Source organism: Shouchella rhizosphaerae, from assembly GCF_036700015.1.
GTDB classification, from domain to species: domain Bacteria; phylum Bacillota; class Bacilli; order Bacillales; family Bacillaceae_D; genus Shouchella; species Shouchella rhizosphaerae.
In genome coordinates this window covers 3,010,783-3,032,015 of record NZ_CP144921.1, presented here as the reverse complement: position 1 = coordinate 3,032,015, position 21,233 = coordinate 3,010,783, and the positions used below count along the sequence as shown (strand labels likewise).

The 21,233-nt window shown below is 46.1% G+C and carries 18 protein-coding genes; all 18 read right to left on the bottom strand.

Annotated elements, in window-relative coordinates; genetic code table 11:
• Positions 1–182: 182 nt before the first annotated feature.
• Positions 183–788, bottom strand: a complete 606-nt coding sequence (locus tag V5G21_RS15010) for an NDxxF motif lipoprotein (protein WP_338464898.1) — start codon at positions 786–788, stop codon at positions 183–185.
• A 70-nt stretch (positions 789–858) separates the two neighbouring features.
• Positions 859–2,235, bottom strand: a complete 1,377-nt coding sequence (rlmD, locus tag V5G21_RS15005; RefSeq protein WP_338465526.1) for a 23S rRNA (uracil(1939)-C(5))-methyltransferase RlmD — start codon at positions 2,233–2,235, stop codon at positions 859–861.
• A 74-nt stretch (positions 2,236–2,309) separates the two neighbouring features.
• Entirely contained in the window at positions 2,310–2,768 is a 459-nt protein-coding gene (locus V5G21_RS15000) for a flavodoxin (protein ID WP_011245953.1), read from the bottom strand.
• A 178-nt stretch (positions 2,769–2,946) separates the two neighbouring features.
• Positions 2,947–3,855: a diacylglycerol kinase gene (locus tag V5G21_RS14995; RefSeq protein WP_095237038.1), complete on the bottom strand. Its 909-nt coding sequence runs from the start codon at positions 3,853–3,855 to the stop codon at positions 2,947–2,949.
• 207 nt (positions 3,856–4,062) lie between these two features.
• Positions 4,063–5,493, bottom strand: coding sequence for an Asp-tRNA(Asn)/Glu-tRNA(Gln) amidotransferase subunit GatB (gatB, locus tag V5G21_RS14990; RefSeq protein WP_011245951.1), 1,431 nt, complete (start codon positions 5,491–5,493; stop codon positions 4,063–4,065).
• Positions 5,494–5,508: 15 nt separating this feature from the next.
• On the bottom strand, positions 5,509–6,960 hold the full coding sequence (gene gatA, locus V5G21_RS14985; RefSeq protein WP_338464896.1) for an Asp-tRNA(Asn)/Glu-tRNA(Gln) amidotransferase subunit GatA: 1,452 nt from the start codon (positions 6,958–6,960) through the stop codon (positions 5,509–5,511).
• A 27-nt stretch (positions 6,961–6,987) separates the two neighbouring features.
• Positions 6,988–7,275 carry an Asp-tRNA(Asn)/Glu-tRNA(Gln) amidotransferase subunit GatC gene (gene gatC / locus V5G21_RS14980; RefSeq protein ID WP_011245949.1) on the bottom strand — a complete coding sequence of 96 codons (288 nt, stop codon included), beginning with the start codon at positions 7,273–7,275 and terminating at the stop codon, positions 6,988–6,990.
• Positions 7,276–7,438: 163 nt separating this feature from the next.
• The gene (locus tag V5G21_RS14975; RefSeq protein ID WP_011245948.1) at positions 7,439–7,924 is read right to left on the bottom strand and encodes a DinB family protein; all 486 of its coding nucleotides are present in this window, start codon (positions 7,922–7,924) and stop codon (positions 7,439–7,441) included.
• A 35-nt stretch (positions 7,925–7,959) separates the two neighbouring features.
• Positions 7,960–8,928, bottom strand: coding sequence for an immunoglobulin-like domain-containing protein (locus tag V5G21_RS14970; RefSeq protein WP_035202069.1), 969 nt, complete (start codon positions 8,926–8,928; stop codon positions 7,960–7,962).
• A 174-nt stretch (positions 8,929–9,102) separates the two neighbouring features.
• Positions 9,103–9,462 carry a hypothetical protein gene (locus tag V5G21_RS14965; protein WP_035202070.1) on the bottom strand — a complete coding sequence of 120 codons (360 nt, stop codon included), beginning with the start codon at positions 9,460–9,462 and terminating at the stop codon, positions 9,103–9,105.
• Positions 9,463–9,668: 206 nt separating this feature from the next.
• Entirely contained in the window at positions 9,669–10,622 is a 954-nt protein-coding gene (locus V5G21_RS14960; protein ID WP_011245945.1) for an ABC transporter permease, read from the bottom strand.
• A gap of 2 nt (positions 10,623–10,624) precedes the next feature.
• Positions 10,625–11,671 carry an ABC transporter permease gene (locus V5G21_RS14955; RefSeq protein ID WP_035202108.1) on the bottom strand — a complete coding sequence of 349 codons (1,047 nt, stop codon included), beginning with the start codon at positions 11,669–11,671 and terminating at the stop codon, positions 10,625–10,627.
• Position 11,672: 1 nt separating this feature from the next.
• The gene (locus tag V5G21_RS14950; RefSeq protein WP_011245943.1) at positions 11,673–13,211 is read right to left on the bottom strand and encodes an ABC transporter ATP-binding protein; all 1,539 of its coding nucleotides are present in this window, start codon (positions 13,209–13,211) and stop codon (positions 11,673–11,675) included.
• A gap of 70 nt (positions 13,212–13,281) precedes the next feature.
• Positions 13,282–14,376 carry a BMP family lipoprotein gene (locus V5G21_RS14945; protein ID WP_011245942.1) on the bottom strand — a complete coding sequence of 365 codons (1,095 nt, stop codon included), beginning with the start codon at positions 14,374–14,376 and terminating at the stop codon, positions 13,282–13,284.
• A gap of 149 nt (positions 14,377–14,525) precedes the next feature.
• Positions 14,526–15,680, bottom strand: a complete 1,155-nt coding sequence (locus V5G21_RS14940) for a CamS family sex pheromone protein (protein ID WP_011245941.1) — start codon at positions 15,678–15,680, stop codon at positions 14,526–14,528.
• Positions 15,681–15,696: 16 nt separating this feature from the next.
• Positions 15,697–17,712, bottom strand: coding sequence for an NAD-dependent DNA ligase LigA (ligA, locus tag V5G21_RS14935; RefSeq protein ID WP_338464893.1), 2,016 nt, complete (start codon positions 17,710–17,712; stop codon positions 15,697–15,699).
• Positions 17,713–17,728: 16 nt separating this feature from the next.
• A complete protein-coding gene (pcrA, locus tag V5G21_RS14930; protein ID WP_338464892.1) occupies positions 17,729–19,975 on the bottom strand; it encodes a DNA helicase PcrA in 2,247 nt (748 codons plus the stop codon).
• Between the two features lie 12 nt (positions 19,976–19,987).
• Positions 19,988–20,686: a heptaprenylglyceryl phosphate synthase gene (locus V5G21_RS14925; protein WP_304527869.1), complete on the bottom strand. Its 699-nt coding sequence runs from the start codon at positions 20,684–20,686 to the stop codon at positions 19,988–19,990.
• Positions 20,687–21,233: the final 547 nt, after the last annotated feature.

The following is a 21,233-nucleotide window of genomic DNA, read 5'->3' as shown; positions in this document are numbered from 1 at the left end:
AGTTGTAATGATATTATGCATATTCCTTTCCCTTACACTGTGCCTCTTTTACTGTACAAAAAAGCCCGTCGACCATCTCGGCAAAAACCGAGTCATTGTCGCCAGGCTGAAGCGGTCCCCATTTAAGATAAAGGGGCGCTTTTTGAATATTATGCGGTTCCATAGATTATCGTTTTTATTTCTTATTCTTCTCGTCCAAAAGCGTTTGTATGAATGTTTTTCTCATCAAGGAATTCTTCTATTTTTTTCTGTTCTTTTCCATTCACTACATCACTTTGATCGATTAATGATTCAAAATCGATTTCCGAAAAATTTCCTTCACTAATGTCGTCAATTAGATGATTGAGCGCATCATTTAATTCATAAAGGTATTGATTGGACGCTGTCATGTACTGACTAATTCTTTCAGCCTCTTCTTGATACCCTTCAGGCAACGTATTATTTAAAATATAATTAGAGAAATTCTCATCGTTTTCTTTTATGAGCTCATTGATTTCGTTAAATGCATCCAAATCACGTTTAGTTAATTGTTCACCTGCATCGATTATCTCCTCGAATGGACCGCTTGCATGATATAAATCTTCGCTGCTGTCTAAATACATTTTTATGCTTTGCTTGATTTCTTCTTCGTCAATGAACTCATTGTTTTTTTCAGAAGTGAAAATCGTACTCGGTATTTCTACGTCGCCTGTGCTAGGTGTGTCATCCTCAGTAGCATCGATAGTTTCTTCTTGCGAACATGCAGCCAACACAAAAATGATGAAGAAGCTAATAACGATTCTTTTCATTCATTTCTCCCTCTTTTCTCTCTCCGCTTTTTCTCCTGCTCTTTAGACTTAACTCAATAAGCTTTTCTTGTTACGAATTTATAACTAAGCTCGCTACAGCTTCTACGTGTGTCGTCTGCGGAAACATATCAACAGGCGTCACTTCTTCCGTCTTGTAGCCGCCATCTTCGAGAATGCGCAAATCACGGGCCAATGTCCCTGGGTTACAGGATACATACACAATGCGTTTTGGCTTCATTTCAATCATTGTCCGCAGCAATGCTTCGTCGCAGCCTTTTCGCGGTGGGTCGACGACAATGACGTCGGCGTCGATGCCTTGGTCATGCCAGCGAGGAATGACTTCTTCCGCTTCGCCGACGGCAAATGTGGCATTGGTGATCTGATTGAGTTTGGCGTTGCGCTTGGCGTCTGTAATTGCTTCGGGGACAATTTCGACTCCGTAAACATGGCACGCTTTTTTGGCTAAAAACAGCGAAATCGTGCCAATGCCGCAGTACGCATCAATAACGGTTTCGTTTCCTGTTAAGTCAGCGTATTCAAGCGCTTTGCTGTAGAGGCGGTTCGTCTGTTCAGGGTTGACTTGGTAAAAAGACCGGGCTGAAATCGCAAAGCGAATACTGTTTATTTCATCATACAAATAGTGCTCGCCCCAGAGCACGTCTGTTTGCTGGCCGAAAATGACGTTTGTCCGTTTGTTGTTAATGTTTTGGACGATGGAGACGACGCCTGGCACATGCTTTCGAATGCCGGAAATGAACGCTTCTTTGTGAGGCAGCTTCTTCTCTTTTGTGACGAGTACTACCATGACTTGCCCAGTCGTTTTTCCGTAACGGGCAACAATATGGCGCAACACGCCTTGATGGCTTTGTTCCTGGTAGGCAGGAATGCGCAGCTCTTTGGCAAGCTGTTTGACTGTCTGCACGACAATGTCGTTTTCTTTATGTTGGATGATGCATTGATCCATATCAACGATGGAGTGGCTCCGTTTCGCATAAAAACCGGCAACGAGATCGCCTTTTTGGAAAGCGACTGGCACTTGCGATTTGTTGCGGTAGCGCCATGGATCGTCCATGCCGATGACAGGGCGGACAGGTACGTCGGGGAGCTTGGCGACTCGGCCCATAACATCTTTTACTTGTTTTTGCTTATAAGCCAGTTGGGCGCTGTAATCCATATGCTGGATTTGGCAGCCGCCACATTTATAGAAAATTGGGCACGGCGGCTCAACGCGATGCTCGCTTTTTGTTTGGACTTGGAGCAAGCGTCCATAGCCATAGCCCGCTTTTGTTTTCACCACTTTAATGTCGACTGTTTCGCCAGGGAGGGCTTGAGGGATAAAGAGGGCGTAGCCGTTTACTTTCGCTACGCCTGCTCCTTCATGGGTCAAATCTTCTATTGTAACGGTGAGCGTTTCGTTTTTTTGTACAGGGGGTGCTTGTTTTTTCATCATTAAAATACGTCCTTTGCAAACATTCCTTTTCCTCGCCCCATTGTACCATGAAGTTTGCTAGGGACAAAGCGCTAAACCATTTGGCGTTGCTTGAGTGCGGTGAGAAATGTGTTTGCAAATGAACGACATGCTGCTCGTTCTTCATCTGTATTCGGATCAAATTCCATTTCAAGCCCTTTGGCGGTGACAGTGGCGCCACCATTTCGTAAAATCGATTCAAATGTATGAACGGCTTCACAAAAAGCAGGGTAAACGCGGTCCCCTGAACCGAAAACAGCGGCAATGACGCCTGTTAAATCTAGTTCAGCTAACTCTTCGGCAAAATCTTCGGCTTCATAGGGCAAGTCGCCGTCTCCCCATGTATAACTACCGATCAAAGCTCCGTCGTAATTCAATAGTTCCGAAGCGTTATAACCGTCCATTTCCTCCATGTCGACTTCAACGCCGTCTGTTGCTAGTTCTGATTTGATCAGCTCAGCCATATCTTCGGTGTTCCCAGACATGCTGGCAAATACAATCAACACGCGCATGGAATTCTCTCTCCTTTCCCGTTCCTTACATTTATAATAAATGATATTGATAATCATTTTCAACGAAAAAACAGGGAACATTCTCGAAAAAACAAGTTAATTTGTTTTTCTGCGAGGGAGCCTCCTTAAAAAAAGGATACAAAAACGCAGCTTTTAAAAGAAAGAAGCTGCGTTTTCACTAGTTTCGTTTGCGGTCTTTCGGCATAAGCATCTGGAAATGGTGATACAAATTTTCAAATTCGGCCGGCAAGACGCCGCCTCGTTCGCCGTCGAGGTTCAGCTTCATTTCATCGTCTCTCATGACCGATACTTTAATGCGCTTCGCTTTTACGTACATTAATTTGGGGTGGTTAATATGCTCGCCCCGGAGTGCAAGCGATGCCAAATGGACAAACTCAGGAAACGATGTCTTTTTGACAATGATAAAATCAAACAACCCATCTTGAATGGAAGCGGCTGGGCATAATTTTTCAAAACCGCCGACGGAGTTTGTATTGGCGATCAAAAACATCATGATTTCGTCTTCAAACTGTTTGCCATCATATTCGACATGGACAAAAGTCGGCTTGACTTGTGGCAATTTTTCCAGCCCTTTAATGTAATAAGCGAGCTGGCCAACCATTGTCTTTAGCTTTGCCGGAACTTCATATGTCAACTCGGTTAATGTCCCTGCGGCAGCGATATTGGTAAAATACTTCTGGTTCATGCGGCCAATGTCAATCGGCTCAAAGTGGCCTTCACACAAAACGTCGCATGCTTTTTCAATATCTCGGGAAATGCCGAGCGCCCGGGCGAAATCATTGGTCGTCCCTGCTGGGATAATGCCGAGCATTGGGCGTTTCTCCAGCCCCGCTAGTCCGTTAACGACTTCAAAAATCGTCCCATCTCCACCTGCAGCAATGACGAGATCAAAGCCCCGTTCTCCTGCTTGGCGGGCAGCCCGTATCGCACATCCTTCCTCTGGAGTCGTCGCGTGTGCTGACGTTTCGTAACCTGCCTTTTCTAGACGTTCTAATATGTAAGCTAAATTCTTTCTTAGTTGCTCACGGCCGGAACTTGGATTATAAATCAATCGTGCCCGTTTCATAACAATCCCTACTTTACTTTTTTGCAATCATGTCATTCTTCTATTGTACTAAAAACAATAGCGAGAATGGGCGTAAGATCTACTCAATTTTGTGAAAAATAACGGCAAGCAACACTTTTTATCTTTTCCCGTTTCTTGCGCTAGTAAACGCTGAGTCCATAAAAAAGCAAGAGAACGGCTTTTGTTCAGCGTTCTCTTGCATGTTCCTTAGCGCTTGTCCATTTCTTCAAGCAAGAGTTTGTTAACCAATTGCGGATTGGCTTTTCCTTTTGTCGCTTTCATCATTTGGCCGACAAGGAAGCCAAGAGCACGATCTTTTCCATTTTTGTAGTCTTCAATCGATTGTGCATTGGCATCAAGCACTTCGGCAACGATTTTGCGTAATTCGCCTTCATCGGAAATTTGCACGAGCCCTTTGTCTTTTACAATTTGTTCAGGGTCGCCGCCATTTTCGATCAACTCTTTAAACACTTTTTTAGCGATTTTTGAAGAAATGGTTCCCGATGTAATCAGCTTAATCATACCGGCAAGACCTGCTGGCGTAAGGGCTGATTCTTGCAGCTCTTTTTGCTCAGCATTCAAGTAGGCAAGCACTTCACCCATCAGCCAGTTGGAAGCAAGTTTGGCGTCAGCGCCTTCGCGAATCGTTTCCTCAAAGAAATCGGACATTTCTTTTGTGAGCGTAAGCACATGAGCATCATAAGCAGGCAAGCCGAGTTCGCTTACATAGCGATCTTTGCGGGCATCTGGAAGTTCAGGAATTTCCGACCGGACGCGCTCTTTCCAATTGTCATCTATGTAGAGATTCACAAGATCCGGTTCAGGGAAATAGCGATAGTCGTCCGAGCCTTCTTTGACACGCATTAAAATCGTTTTATTGCCAGCTTCATCATAACGGCGCGTTTCTTGTTCGATCACACCGCCTGAAAGAAGCACTTGTTCTTGGCGTTTTTCTTCGTACTCTAGCCCTTTGCGGACAAAGTTAAACGAGTTCAAGTTTTTCAGCTCTGTTTTTGTGCCGAATGCTTCTTGGCCGATTGGACGCAATGAAATATTGGCATCGCACCGTAAAGAGCCTTCTTCCATTTTACAGTCGGATACGCCTGTATATTGAATAATCGCTTTTAGTTTTTCTAAATACGCATAGGCCTCTTCAGGCGTACGGATATCCGGCTCAGAGACAATTTCCACTAGCGGCGTGCCTTGGCGGTTATAATCGACTAGCGAATGCCCGTCTGTGCCATGTGTCAGCTTACCGGCATCTTCTTCTAAATGAAGGCGCGTAATGCCAATGCGCTTCTTCTTGCCGCCGACTTCAATTTCAATCCAGCCATGTTCGCCAATTGGCTTGTCAAATTGCGAAATTTGATACGCCTTTGGATTATCTGGATAAAAGTAATTTTTGCGGTCAAATTTCGTGTCAGTCGCAATTTGGCAATTGAGGGCCATCGCTGCTTTCATCGCAAAATCAACCGCACGCTTGTTTAATACCGGCAATACGCCAGGATAGCCAAGATCAATGACACTCGTGTTTGTATTCGGTTCAGCACCAAAATGGTTGGGGCTAGACGAAAAGATTTTTGAGTCTGTCTTCAGTTCCACGTGCACTTCAAGTCCAATAATCGTTTCAAAATTCATTTCCAAGTCCCCCCTTTACAATGAAGGTTTCTCTTTAGAGAAGTTTGTTGCTTTTTCATAGACATCGGCAACACGGTAAATCGTTGCTTCGTCAAAGTGCTTGCCAATGATTTGCAAGCCGAGCGGCAAGCCGTCTTTGAAACCGCACGGAAGCGAAAGCGCTGGCACACCAGCAAGGTTGACTGGTATCGTTAAAATATCATTGGCGTACATCGTTAATGGGTCATCGGTTTTGGCGCCAATTTTAAACGCTGGTGTCGGCGTTGTTGGGCCAATAATTACGTCATAATTAGTAAAGACATCATCAAAGTCTTTTTTAATCAATGTGCGGACTTGCTGGGCTTTTTTATAGTAGGCGTCATAATAACCTGAGCTAAGGGCAAACGTCCCGAGCATGATCCGCCGTTTCACTTCATCACCGAAACCTTCCGCCCGTGTATTCTTGTACATATCAAGCAAGTTGTCGGCATTGTCAGTGCGGTAGCCATAACGAACGCCATCAAAGCGGGCTAAGTTGGCAGACGCTTCGGAAGACGCAATGACATAATAAGCTGCTAGCGCGTATTTCGAGTATGGCAGGGAAACTTCTTCCCAAACGGCGCCTTCTTTTTCCAACACGTTCAGCGCATCGAACACGGCTTTGCGCATTTCTTCTGATACGCCATCGCCAATATACTCAGACGGCACGCCAATGCGAAGCCCTTTTATTTCGCCTGTAAGTGACTCTCTGTATGGCGGAACCGGCAAGTCAGCAGATGTCGAATCAGCTGGGCAGTGGCCAGCAATCGCCTCAAGCAAATAGGCATTATCCTCGACCGTACGCGTAATCGGCCCAATTTGATCAAGGGAAGAGGCAAAAGCAACAAGGCCATAACGGGACACACGTCCATATGTAGGTTTTAAGCCGACAACGCCGCAATAAGCAGCCGGTTGGCGAATCGAGCCGCCTGTATCAGATCCTAACGCAAACGGGACTTCCCCTGCTGCTACTGCTGCAGCAGAACCACCACTTGAACCGCCTGGCACATAGTCGGTGTTCCACGGGTTTGTCGTTACTTGAAATGCCGAGTTTTCATTCGAAGAGCCCATTGCAAACTCGTCCATGTTGATTTTTCCTATTGTGACCGTTTCTGCTCCACGAAGCTTCGTCACAACCGTTGCGTCATAAATGGGATCGAAGTTTTCTAAAATTTTGCTTGAGCACGTTGTCCGCAAGCCTTTCGTGACAATATTGTCTTTAATGCCATTCGGCATGCCAAACAACACGCCTTTTTCACTCGCGTCTACTTCGTCAAGCTTCTTGGCGAGGTCACGCGCCCGTTCTTCGTCAAGCGTTAAAAACGCCTTTACTTTTGAATCAACGTCAGCGATGCGTTTGTAAGAGACATCGACAAGGTCAGAGACGTTGATTTCTTTTGCAGCAAGCAACTCATGCAGTTTTGTTAACGAATGATCAAATAATGACATGCTTGTCCTCCTGTCTATGCTTCAATCTTAAAATACCGACGGAACCCGGATTTGGCCATCTTCATGGTCCGGTGCATTTTTCAGCACTTCTTTTACTTCGAGCCCTTTTTCCGGTTTATCTTCACGTAGGACATTATGCATTTGCAACACATGTGTCGTAGGCACGACGCCTTCTGTATCGACTTCATTCAGTTGTTCTGCAGCAGTAATGATGTCTTCAAGTTGGTTGCGGAATGTTTCAGCCTCTTCTTCCGTAATGGCAAGCCGGGCCAAATGGGCTACATGTTTCACTTGTTCTTTCGAAATTCTTGACATTTTGACACCTCCAAAACGGACTTGTTGACAATATGATTAATGATACCAAATTGCTGCAAGGCAAGCAACTTAGGCGGTATGACGGATAGGTATGTATGAAAAGGCTCCAGTTAAATGGGCATATGTGAACATAAGTCTTTCATACCTATGCCCTTATTCCGACTCACTCCGCTTGACTTGCGGCCAACTTCCGGCCAATGACATTTGCTGAAATTGGTTCCTTGCCAATCTCTCTCGCCCAAACAGACAATTGTCCAATATGATGGATTTCATGGGCAATGATATGGCGCATGACGATGCCCCACGTGTCATCGTACACCTTTCCATTTTCCCCCTTTTCAACATAACGGTTTTCTTCCATTTTCTCATCCCAGCGGTCTACAAACGCCTTTACTTCCACATGGTATGCTTGGTCAAGCGCGCGCACTTTCGCTAAACTTTTAAAGGAATCAAAGTCTTCCTCTGGGTTGGGCTTTCCTTGCAAGTCGCGAATCCAACTCCATTCCACATCGACAATATGGAACAACGTTCTTAAAATGCTGCCCACCCCTCCTGTCCGCTCAGCAAGCAGCTCTTTGTCGCTAAGTTGTTCACACCACTCATACCACTCTTGACGAACTTGCCAATTGTATTCAAAAAACCGTTTCATTGTGTTCACCCCTGAATCTCATGTCTTGCCGTGCTTTATTTTATCTCAAACTGTGCCGCAAGCGTGAAACTAGCATCGATCCCGTGTGCCCATACTTCTTTTACCGCTCTGTACTTGCCTGGGCTAAGTCCCCCAATCTCAATGTCGTCACGGTGCTCCCCACCGATTGGCAATTCGACGCCAATTTCAATAAAAGCCATTTCGAGCGGCACCGTTCGCCACTCTTGGCCGACTTGTTTTTCAATCGTATAATCGACACCTAAAGATAATGGGACAGGGCCTTCATTATGCAAAACAAGCGTTGCCGGTGAATCACTAGCTGAATAAACGCTTTCGGTAAATGCCAGTGTCGCATTCGCTTCAGGAATCGGGACATAGATATAAGACAGTTTGGTATCTTCTACTTCGCCATCAGCATTTAACATTTCAACGCTCAATAAATAGGCTGCATTCTCTTTTTCAGGCAGCGTGTTCTCATAGATTTCGGTTCCGCTCGACTTTACCTTGTCTACATAAATGATGTCTTCATCAATTAAGGCGCTTTTCGCAATTCCATCCCGTTCCGTCAACTGAATGCGGACATCACGCTCTACCGGTTCTCCGTCCATTGTATGGCCAAAAAAGATAATTTCAAGTTTGCTGCCAGCTTGTTGGGTTCCTGTAGTAAGGCCATATCCTCTTATTGGGCTATTTTCTTCTTGTGAAAACCAAACGCCAGTTGGCAAATCATATTCCGTTTGCTGCCAAACCTCCTCTTTAATGTCAAATAAATCGGTAAAAGTAGCATCTACAGCAAGCGTATCGGTTAAACCATCGCCAATTTTAGACGGCAATTCGCCATGCCCTTTTGCCCAAGTTGCTTCATCATCAAGATGAGACTGTTGATCGGAATTAGACGGTGAGTCTGCTCCCTGTATACTCGCTGTGTCTTGTCCGCAACTAGCAAGTGTGACTGCCACACTTGTCGATATAGCGACAAGCACAATGTTTCGAAAACGGTTCATGCCCGTTCACGCTCCTTTATTCTATTATACATATAAATGAGAAAAAGAGGGGGCCCTGCAAGTCACGATTGGGTGGCGTGAAAAGAAGAATGGAAAGGTAGCAAAGGAAAAAGGGAAAGACTCGTAAAGGGGTAAGAGGAAAACGTTCAAGAGGCATAAAGGAGTAAAAGCCGCTTACTTTGTCCGCTCTTTAATAGCGTCAGCAATAGCAGTTAATGCTGCGGCTGTTTTCATTTGGCTGTCTTCGACTTTAGAAAGGCGGGCATTTGTTTCCAACTGGGCAGTCTCTAAGTTGCCAATGCGTCGATTCATTACGACATGCTCTTCTTTCATTTCATCAAAACGTTTGTCCACTTTCAAAAAACGGGTTTCCATATTGCTTTTCATATCATCAAAGCGTTTGTCCATTTCTGAAAAGCGACTCTCCACTTGGTCAAAACGGGTTTCCATGTCATTTTTCATGTCAATCATCACTTTTCTCATCTCTGTGACTAGGGAAAACAACTGGTCAAAATCACGGTCATTTGTCGTCATTTTGTGATTACACCTCCCATTTTTCATCATTATAACCGAGGAAAGCATAAAAAAGAAAGGCTTACTTCCGTGTTTTTGCCATTTGCCAAAAACACATTTCCACCCGAAAAAAGTTGCACAAAAAAAACAAGGCAAACCACGGGCTTGCCTTGTTCAGTTTGTAGCCAATTGCTCACAACGAACAAACGCTTTCTATCATGTATTTTTTAACGCGATCCTTTTATATAAGGCTTGCCTAACGCTTTTGGACCTTCTGCCCGGCCAACAAAACCGGCAAGGGCTAAAATCGTCAGCACGTAAGGGGCAATCAGCAAAAATACAGGCGGCACATCAGAAAGAAACGGCAGCTGCTGGCCGACTACACCCAGTGCTTGGGCAAGTCCAAAGAACAGCGTTGCGCCAATGACGCCAAGAGGGTGCCATTTGCCAAAGATTAACGCTGCCAGTGCCATAAATCCTTGGCCTGTGATTGTAGTTGCGGAAAAGTTGCCGCTGAACGTTGCTGCAAAAACAGCGCCGCCTAGGCCGGCAAACACGCCTGACAACATCACGCCGATATAGCGCATTTTGACTACTCGTATGCCCATTGTATCCGCGGCCTGTGGATGTTCGCCGACAGAGCGGAGACGCAAGCCAAACGGCCGATAATAAATGACATAATAGACGAGAAAAGCAAGTCCAAACGCAAGAAAGGATGTTGCATACACATTTGAAAAAAACAACGGCCCGATGACAGGAATGTCACTTAAACCTGGAATGTTAAAACGGTAAAAGCGGTTTTCAATATAAGCGGTTTGCCCGCTGCCATAAAGCAAATTGATAATATAGACCGAAAGGCCAACTGCAAGAAAGTTTAAGGCAACCCCACTTACGACTTGGTCTGCTTGGAAATGGATCGAGGCGACTGCATGAAACAACGAAAACAACGCGCCGACCACAGCGGCGACAAGCAACCCAATCCAAACAGAGAGAGCGCCTCCCCCTGCCGCCTCAAGAGTGAGCGTTGTGACGATGACAGAAAATGCCCCCATCACCATCAACCCTTCTAAGCCAATGTTGACGACGCCTGAACGTTCACTAAACAGGCCGCCTAGAGCAGCAAGCATTAAAGGGGCAGCCGAATAAATCGTCGTTGAAACAATTAGGGCGAGCACATCCATCGTTACTTATCCCCCTTTTTCCGCTTCAGAAGCATGAGACGAACAACATAGCTTGAAGCGACAAAGAAAATAATCAGTGCAATGACAATGCTAATCAGTTCTGTCGGCACATCGGTTTGCTGGTTCATTGTCAATGCGCCTGTTTTCAAGCCTCCGAATAAAAAGGCAGACAAGAACACGCCAAGCGCTGTATTGGCACCTAGTAGTGCAACGGCAATGCCTTCAAAACCAACGCCTGTAAAGCCTGAAAGAATGCTCATATATCCAAAAGTTCCTAAGCCTTCTGCCGCTCCTGCCAGTCCGGCAAATGCGCCAGAAATGGCCATCGAAAGAATGATATTGCGGCTAACATTCATCCCTGCATAAGTGGAAGCATTTGCATTTAAACCAACTGCGCGAAGCTCATAGCCCGCTGTCGTTTTCCATAAAAAGAACCACATAAACAAGCACGCGGCTACTGCGATTAAAAAGCCATAATGCAACCGTGAATATTCCGTAAGAGACTGAAAGAATGGCGAAGCCAATGAGGCAGAAGGATAAATGCTTTCTGTCCGCTCGCCAGGTATAAGCAAGTAAGTGCGAATAATCGCATTAGCGGTATACAATGCAATATAGTTCATCATAATGCTGACAATGACTTCATGGACATGAAGCTTTGCTTTTAAGATGCCTGGAACAAGTGCCCACAGCGCCCCAGCTACCGCCGCAGCAGCAATAGAAAGTGGGAGGTGGATGGCCATCGGCGCTTCAAAAGCGGCTCCCACGTAAACGGAGGCAAGCCAACCGACAATCAGTTGCCCTTCTACGCCAATGTTAAACAGCCCTGTCCGGTAAGCAAACGCAACAGCGAGCCCCCCTAGGATAAGCGGCGTCATCGTCCGGATCATTTCGCCAAAATAATAGCTGCTGCCAAAAATACCTGCTACCAACGCCCCATAAGCTTCAATCGGATTATGGCCCGTGATGATCATCACAATGGCGCCGACAAGCAGTCCGAGCAGGATGGCAAAAAGGGGAATGGCAATATGCATAGCTTTTCCGGCCAGCAATTTATTCAAGTTCACTTGCTTCCACTCCTTTTTCACGGCTGCCTCCTGCCATTAACAGGCCGAGCTCCTTTTCATTTGTTTGGTCGGCTTCCACAATATCGACAATCTGGCCTTTATGGATCACGGCAATCCGGTCGCTCACGCTAAGAATCTCATCAAGTTCAAGGGACATGAGCAACACTGCTCTGCCTTTGTCACGTTCTTTCACAAGACGTTCATGGATCGTTTCAATCGCACCGACATCCAGACCTCTTGTTGGCTGTGCCGCAATCAACAGGTCTGGAGAACGGTCTACTTCACGGGCAATAATCGCTTTTTGTTGGTTGCCCCCAGACAAGGCTCTTGCCGCCGTTTCCACAGAAGGCGTCCGTACATCGTAGTCTGCGACTAATTCTTTTGCTTTTGCCTTGATGGCTTCCGCGTTCAGCAGACCATTTCGCGAGTATGGCGCTTGGTAATACGTCTGCAGCACCATGTTTTCTTGAACGCTGAAGTCAAGGACAAGGCCAAGTTTATGGCGGTCTTCAGGAATATGACCAACGCCCGCTTCCGTTACTTTGCGGGGGCTGAGATCAGCAACGTTTTGTCCATTTAACCGAATTTCTCCTTTTTCTACCGGGAGCAAGCCGGCAATCGCTGCGATTAACTCCGATTGGCCGTTCCCTTCAATGCCAGCAAGACCGACAATCTCGCCTGCGCGAATCGTTAAATCAAGCTGTTGGACCATTTCCACTCCACGGCCGTCTTTGACATAAAGATTTTTTACCTCAAGTACAGTATCTTTTGGCACAGCCGGCGTTTTTTGTACATGGAAATTGACTTCACGGCCAACCATCATTTCTGCTAGCTCGGCTGTTGTCGCGCTTGCCACTTCGACGGTGCCAATCCCGCGGCCGCGTCGAATGACGGTACAAACGTCGCAAATTTGTTTGATTTCTTTTAGCTTATGTGTAATTAAAATGATGGATTTGCCTTCTTCAGTCAGCTTTTTCATAATATCCATCAATTCTTTGATTTCTTGGGGCGTCAGCACGGCCGTCGGTTCGTCAAAAATGAGGATGTCCGCGCCACGATACAGCGTTTTTAAAATTTCAATCCGTTGCTGCATGCCGACTGAAATATCTTTGACCAATGCATCAGGATCGACGGCAAGGCCATACTGGGCAGACAGGGCTGCAATTTCCTTGCTCGCTTTTTTCTTATTGATGCGGCCGCCTTTTGTCGGTTCCATGCCGAGAATGATATTTTCCGTAACCGTAAACGAATCAACGAGCATAAAGTGCTGATGGACCATGCCAATTCCAAGTTTGCCAGCAACATTTGGGCTTGTGATCGCTACTTTTTCGCCCCGGACTTTGATTTCCCCTTGCTCTGGCTGATAAAGGCCAAACAAAATGTTCATTAGTGTCGACTTTCCAGCGCCATTTTCCCCTAAAAGGGCATGGATTTCCCCTTTTTTCAAGCGAAGATTGACGTTATCATTCGCTACAATGCCTGGGAATTCTTTGCGGATGCCGTTCATCTCAATGACATATTCCATAGGATCAAACGCTCCTTTAATGAACTAAAAAGAAAGGCTAGTTTTTCACACTAGCCCATCTTGATTTCGTTTATCCGGCAAATTCATTAAACTCGTCATCGGTTTTTGGCACTTCCAGCTCACCGTCAAGAATTTGCTGCATATAATCGTCCATGCTTTCGATGATTTCAGGGCTTAAGTTATCGCCAGTCGTCGCGTAATCAATTCCATCATCTTCAATTCCATATTCAAGGATTTCGCCGCCAGGGAAGCTGCCATCCATCGTTTGCTGTGTCACATCTTGAACTGCTGTATCGACACGTTTGATCATCGACGTAAGTGTAACGGATTGGTCGCCTTCATAGACGCCCTCTTCATATTGGTCTTTGTCAACGCCGATCGCCCATACTTGTTCGCCATTTTTGACACGGTTAATCGCCTCTGTAAACAGGCCGTTCCCTGTGTTCCCCGCTGAATGGTAAATGACATCTGCACCTGTCGTATACATCGTGTTGGCAAGCTGCTGTCCTTTTTGCGGGTCTGTAAATACTTCTGCATATTGGACGATGACTTCTGCGTCGGGGTTCACCGCATGAACGCCTGCTTTAAAGCCGTTTTCAAACTTCTTAATTAACTCGCTTTCAACGCCGCCGATAAAGCCGACTTTATTCGTTTCCGTTTGCAAGCCTGCGGCAACGCCCACTAAGAAGGAGCCTTCGTGCTCTTTAAATGTAATATTTGCTACGTTGCTTAATGGATCGCCATTATCATCTGTTACGACTGAGTCAATGATCGCTAATTGTGCATCTTCGTTTTGCTGCGCCACTGTTTTAACAGCATCCGCCATGAGAAAGCCGATCGCCCAGCTAATATCCGTGTTTTCACGTGTAAGAGCGCGCAAATTCGGTTCAAAGTCTTGGGCAGTGCTTGACTGTACATAGTCATAGTTTTTGCCTTCTTCCAACCCGTTAGCTTCGCCAAAAGCTTTCAAGCCTTCCCAAGAAAATTGGTTGAACGATTTATCGTCAATGCCACTAACGTCTGTTACCATTTTTGCAGTAAAATCCGAACTTTCTCCTCCACCTTCTGAACCTGCATTGTTTTCCGAACCATCGCCTTGTCCACATGCACCTAGCACAACAACCGATGCGAGACCTACCGATAATGCCTTGATCCATTTTTTCACGTGAGAATATCCTCCTATAATGACTTCCAGCTGCTGCTGAAAGCGTTTTTCTTCATGTGGCAAGGAATAACGGCAACGTCATTCCTTTTTTGCCAGCAAACATACTATAGCATAAAATCATCATATAAAAAACGAACATTTTTAGCATTTTAATTGATAATGTGAATAAACGGCTCCCGATCTGGATGATACGAGACAATGCTCTCAAGTGAACCGGAAAGCGCTGAAATGTTTACATCTACTGGTATGTTTTCATAGTATTCTTCGACTTGGCCGGCAATGTATTGGGTTAAGGCGACAACTTCTGCCTTGCCTTTATATTGGATATTAACGTCAACATTAAGCTTGACCATTTGATTGTCTTCATAACGTGCACGGCCAACGACGCCGATATTATTTGAGAAGAACGCTTGCACGTCAGTACGGAATTGGGTAAAGCGATCCGCATCGTCACGATGATCTTCATTGGCTGCAGGTGAAGGAAACTGGACATGCTCTTGGTTAATATTTTCCCAATGAGGGTTTTCTCCTGGTTCAAATGTGCCTACTTTAAAAAAATGGCCCGCGTTGACAGAGTCTTTCGGCTGTTGGCTAAATAGCGCCACGACAATTGGCACGTCGCTCAAATCTTCTTCCGAGTCAACGCCTTCGCGCATCCGATTGACAATCGTTTCAGCAAACTCCATTCCTTTTTCCTCTTGGACTGCAGCTTTGATCGGTACAGAATCTGACTTTCCGTCATGGCTAAATTCATATTCGCTGTATAACGATAAGCCGAGCGCGACGCCGCCTGTTGAATAGTCGCCCTCATCATTTACATTCATGTAATTTTGTTCAAGTACGTTCGCTAGCACCCAAGGGCTGTTTTTCTCCTGTTCCATCGGATCGTCTCCATCGCCCAAAGATGGATTTAGCCCATTCGGATTCTCTTCTTCATCGTAGCGGAGCAGCCATGACTTTACCGTTTCCCGAGAAAGATGGGTGCCCTCCTGAAAAAAGTAATCGTTAGGATCAAACCGTTCTTTGGCAATATCCTCCAACCCTAATTCAAGCCAATCCAAGTCTTTGCGGCTATAACCTAAGTCAAGGCCATAGCCACGTGTTTGTCCATGCACATAAGCCCCATCTTGCAGGACGCTTGCATAATAGTTCTCCTCTGATGGTATCGATGGGACAACGGTTAACGAGTCATCCGCTTCCGAAACATCAGGCGTATTGGCCTCATCATCCTCTTCGCCGCCAAAGAAATTGCAGCCAGAGAGGAGAACAGCGCTTGCCAAACCAAGTATCCCCACACGCTTCATCTTTCAATCCCCCTTGTTACTGTTCGCTTTGTTCAACCGCTTGTGTAAACTGTTCCTCTGTCCAAATCTCAATTCCAATGCTCTCCGCTTTTTTTTGTTTAGAGCCCGCATCTTCCCCAGCGACAACCAAATCGGTTTTTTTGCTAACACTGCCCGTCACTGTGCCCCCGAGCGCTTCGATTTTTTCCTGTGCTTCTTTCCGCGTCCACTGGGACAGTTTTCCGGTCAGCACAACCGTTTTGCCGGCGAATACCCCAACTTCTTCGTCAATCGCTGCTTTTTTCGGTCCTGTGTAAGTCATGTTGACGCCAGCATTGGCTAGTTTTTCTAACAACGTGGCCACCTCTGGCTTTTGAAAATAGGAGACAATCGAGTCTGCCATTTTCTCGCCAATCTCATTGACGGCAAGCAATTGTTCAAACGTTGCCTCTTGGAGCCGTTCCATTGTCTCAAACTCATATGCTAGCGTTTTCGCTGCCTTCGCACCGACAAACCGGATGCCGAGCCCAAACAACAGCCGTTCAAGCGAATTTTCTTTTGAGGCTTCAATCGCCGCCAACAAATTGTCGACAGATTTTTCTCCCATCCGTTCCAGCTGGAGCAATTCCTCACGTTCCAACAAATATAAATCAGCCACATCAGCGATCAATTGATGCAAAAACAATTGGCTGATTACTTTTTCGCCAAGGCCGTCGATGTTCATCGCATTTCGTGATACAAAGTGGATGAGCCCTTCACGAATTTGCGCTGGGCACTTCGGGTTTAAACAGCGCAACGCCACTTCCCCTTCCAAGCGTTCCAAAACGCTATGGCACTCAGGACACTCTGTCGGCATATGAAAGTCAACTTCCTCGCCTGTTCGCTTATCCGTCAAAACGCCAACGACTTCTGGGATGATGTCACCTGCTTTTTTGACAATGACCGTATCGCCAAGCTTGACGTCTTTTTCGCGGATCAAATCTTCATTATGCAAGGAAGCCCGCCTTACGGTTGTTCCCGCAACAAGCACGGGATCTAATAGGGCAGTAGGCGTTACCACGCCTGTGCGACCAACATTTAGTTCAATATCGCGTAAAACTGTCAGCACTTCTTCGGCAGGAAACTTAAATGCCGTTGCCCACCGGGGACTCTTTGCTGTAAAGCCTAGTTTTTCATGGTCGGCCAAGGAATTGACTTTGACGACGACTCCATCAATTTCATATGGAAGCTCATGGCGCCGTTCGCTCCATTTTTCTGTATAGGCAATGACGTCCTCAATCGTTTCGCATTTTGCTGCTTCTTCGTTTACTTTAAAGCCGAGTTCTTTCAAAAACATCAAGCTGTCAAAATGGGTTTGCACGTTTTTGCCTTCGACTTCGCCAATCGAGTAGGCAAATAACGATAAATTCCGTTTGGCGGCAATTTTCGGGTCGAGCTGGCGCAAGGAGCCAGCTGCCGCATTACGAGGGTTGGCAAATTTTTCTTCTCCCGCCTGTTCTTTTGCTTCGTTTAAACGTTCGAATGATGCTTTTGGCATATATGCCTCGCCGCGCACTTCGATCGAATAAGGCTGTTTTAACCGCAAAGGAATGGCAGGAACGGTTCTCAAATTGTTTGTTATATCTTCGCCAATCGTTCCGTCCCCACGAGTCGCGCCGCGGACGAGCTTTCCATTTTCATACGTGAGCGATACAGCTAGACCATCAAATTTTAATTCGCACACGTAGGAGACGTGCTCGCCTACCGCTTGGCGGACGCGGCGGTCGAACGCGCGCAAATCTTCCTCATTGAAGGCATTGGACAAGCTCATCATCGGCACTCGGTGGGCCACTTTTTTAAAGGACGGAGCCGGCGGCCCGCCAATGCGTACGCTTGGTGAGTCTTCCGTAACCAAATCTGGATAGTCCGCCTCAAGTTGAAGCAATTCATTCATGAGGCGGTCATACTCCGAGTCGGGGACTTTAGGCGTGTCGAGCACATAATAATGGTAGCCATAGTCCTCCAATAGGAGGCGCAGCTCTTTAAGCCGTTTTTCTGCTTGGTGCTTGTCCATTGGTCTGTCTTCCTCTCTAAGCTTTCGTGATAGGCGCAAATTTGGCAAATAGCCGCTTTACACCCGTAGGCGGAGTGAAGGCGATGTCCAGCTCGATGGAATCCCCTTCTCCTTTTATGCTGACGACTGTTCCTGTTCCCCATTTTTTATGGACCGCTTTGTCGCCGACTGACCAGTCAAAACTTTCTCCGCCTGTTGCTGTTACTCGTGGCGATCCGCTCTTGCCTGCAAAGACGCTTGAGCGCACACGGGCAGCTGCACTTGCGGCGGCTGGCTGCCTAGAACCCCCTGTTCCCCAAGCGGGCATTTGACTGTCTTCTTCAATCAATTCAGCCGGGATTTCAGCAATAAAGCGGGAAGTCGGGTTGGTATTCGTTCGGCCATAGAGCGTCCTCATTTTGGCACTCGTCAAATAGAGCCGTTTTTCGGCACGGGTAATGCCAACATAGGCGAGGCGCCGCTCCTCTTCCATTTCTTCTTCTTCAAACAAGGAACGGCTATGTGGGAACACCCCTTCCTCCATTCCGATCAAAAAGACATATGGGAATTCAAGTCCTTTTGCTGAATGAAGCGTCATCAGCGTAATGGCCTCTTTTTTTGTCGCTTCCTCGTCCTTATCGAGTTGGTCAATATCGGCAACAAGGGCTAAGTCCGTCAAGAAAGACACGAGATCTTTTTCTTCGCTCCGCTTCTCAAACTCTTGGGTGACCGTAATAAATTCGTCGATGTTCTCAAGCCGAGACTGTGCTTCAATCGTCTGCTCGTTTTTAAGCATTTCGCGATAACCGGTTTTATCAAGCAATTCTTCCACTAGCTCTGTCACGGAAAGATAATCTTGCATGTGCACCCAGTTATTCACTTGGTCGCGAAATTCAACAAGTTTCGTCTGCGCTCTGGCCGTAACGCCGATTTGCTCCAATTCCCCAAGCGCTTTGAACATCGAGAGCCCATGGGCATCAACATAAGCAGCGATCTTGTCTACCGTCGTCGCACCAATGCCACGCTTAGGCACATTGACAACACGCTGTAAGCTAATGTCATCATCAGGGTTGGCAACTAAACGCAAGTAAGCAAGGACGTCTTTAATCTCTTTGCGGTCATAGAACTTAGTACCGCCGACGATATTGTAGTCGAGATTAGATTTCACAAAATATTCCTCAATAATACGCGATTGGGCATTGGTTCTGTACAGAATCGCCACATCTTTGTAAGAAAATCCTGGTTCTGCTGCTGCTTCTTTTATTTTTTCGACGACAAACTGTGCTTCAGCTTGTTCTGTAGCCGCCTCGTATACGCTGATTTTCGCTCCTTCGTCATTTTCGGTCCAAAGGTTTTTTGGCTTGCGGTTGCCATTGTTAGCAATAACACTGTTGGCCGCTTTCAGAATCGTTTTTGTCGAACGGTAGTTTTGTTCAAGCAAAATGACAGTCGCATCCGGGTAGTCTTTTTCAAAGGAGAGGATATTTTGAATATCGGCGCCGCGCCAACGGTAAATCGATTGGTCGGAATCGCCGACAACGCAAATGTTTTGCAGACGGTCACCAAGGAGTTTCACAAGGCGGTATTGTGCTTTGTTTGTATCTTGATATTCATCAACATGAATATACTGGAATTTGCGTTGGTAAAAATCGAGCACTTCCGGCACTTCGTTAAACAATTGGATCGTCTTCATAATTAAATCATCAAAGTCAAGTGCGTTGTTTTGTTTCAATCGTTTTTCGTATTCACTATACACGTCGGCCGCTACTTGCTCAAATACGCCTGAAGCGATTTGCGCAAATTTGCTTGCCGTTTGCAATTCGTTTTTAGCAGCAGAAATCATCCCTAATATCGCTTTTGGGTCAAATTTCTTAGGGTCGACGTTTTGGCTTTTCAAAATTTGCTTTATGACCGAAAGCTGGTCAGATGAATCCAAAATCGTAAAATTGCGGCTGTAGCCGATCCGGTCAATATCACGGCGCAACATCCGCACGCACATCGAATGGAAAGTGGAAATCCAAATATCTTCAGCTATTGGTCCAACCAACTGGGCCACCCTGTCTTTCATTTCTCGCGCTGCTTTGTTCGTGAATGTGAGGGCGAGAACAGCCCAAGGCGGCGTCGAATGGCGCCGGAGCAAATAACTGATCCGGTAAGTCAGCACACGGGTTTTGCCGCTTCCTGCACCCGCCATTAACAGCAAAGGCCCGTCTGAATGGGTCACAGCTTTTTGTTGCTCAGGGTTTAACTCAGATAGCATCCGTTCAATTATTGTATCTTGCATGTCACTCACCGCCTACCTGCATTTATGTTCCTTGACGGCCTCCACCGTCTTAAGCGCTTCTTTAAGATTTTCATAAAGCCCATTGCCGACAACGACAACATCAGCATATGCTGCTATCTCAGAGGCATCTGCTGCATTTTTTATCCCGCCTCCATAAATGAGCTTTGTCTTTTCCAATACTGCGCTTGCCCGTTTGACAACATCAATCGGCCCTTTTTTGCCGCTGTATTCCAAATAGAAAAAAGGATAGCGGTACATATGCTCTGCCAGCCGTGCGTAAGCAACAACATCTTCTATATCCAAGTCAGTCTGGGCATTCGCATGTTTGGCCACTCGTGCTTCCCCATTTAAAACACAGTAGCCTTCCAACAGCAGTTCTTGCCAATTAATGATTTCGCCATATTCTTTGACAGCCTTGTGATGGTGGCCAATGACCCAACTAACATGTTGGCTGTTCATGACGGATGGAATCAAATAATAATCGAACCCTGGCGTAATCGCTTCAAGGTCCGATACTTCAAGCGCACATGTCACTGGAAACCGGCGAATGCGGGCAAAAAGAGACAACGTGTTATCCAATGTGACGTTGTCCGTTCCGCCAACAATAATCGCATCAGTACCTGACTCGCAAACGGCTTCAAGCGCTTCATCGGTTATTTCCTTGTTTGGATCAAGTTTAAAAACATGCGCCCATTCATCATAATTTTTCATGTTAAGCGCCTTAACCGCAGGCACGCCCCTCCTTTATTGATAATCAACAAACACTTATCCTCTTAAAAATGCAAAACATACAAACTGGCATGCCACATACCAAGTATACGTACGTTCGTTCTGTCTGTCATTATAGCAAAGTTCCTACTCGTTGTCCCGTATCCATCTGTTGAAAAAATAAGGGATTTCACTGAAAGTTGCCGCCTAGATGATTAGACAAAAAAAGACCTCCGCCAGTAAGGCGCAGGTTAAATGTAGGGGGTCTATATCGACCAGACGTGTATCGTAGCACGTTATCTAAACGATAACGAAAATCATTATCATTGTCAATGAAAATTCGCTAAAAAATTTGCTTCTTTCAGTTATGTTCGATGTTGCCCACGAAATCCCGATAATATTTATAAAGACAACCAGCACTATGCGAGTGCTGGTTGTCTCAGACTGTAGGCAAACGCTCGCATACTTCGTCGTTTGTCTCACTCATATGCTCATGAACCCACGTTCTATTCGCATCTTCCCTCGCCTGCACTCCTCGTCTGTCAAGCGT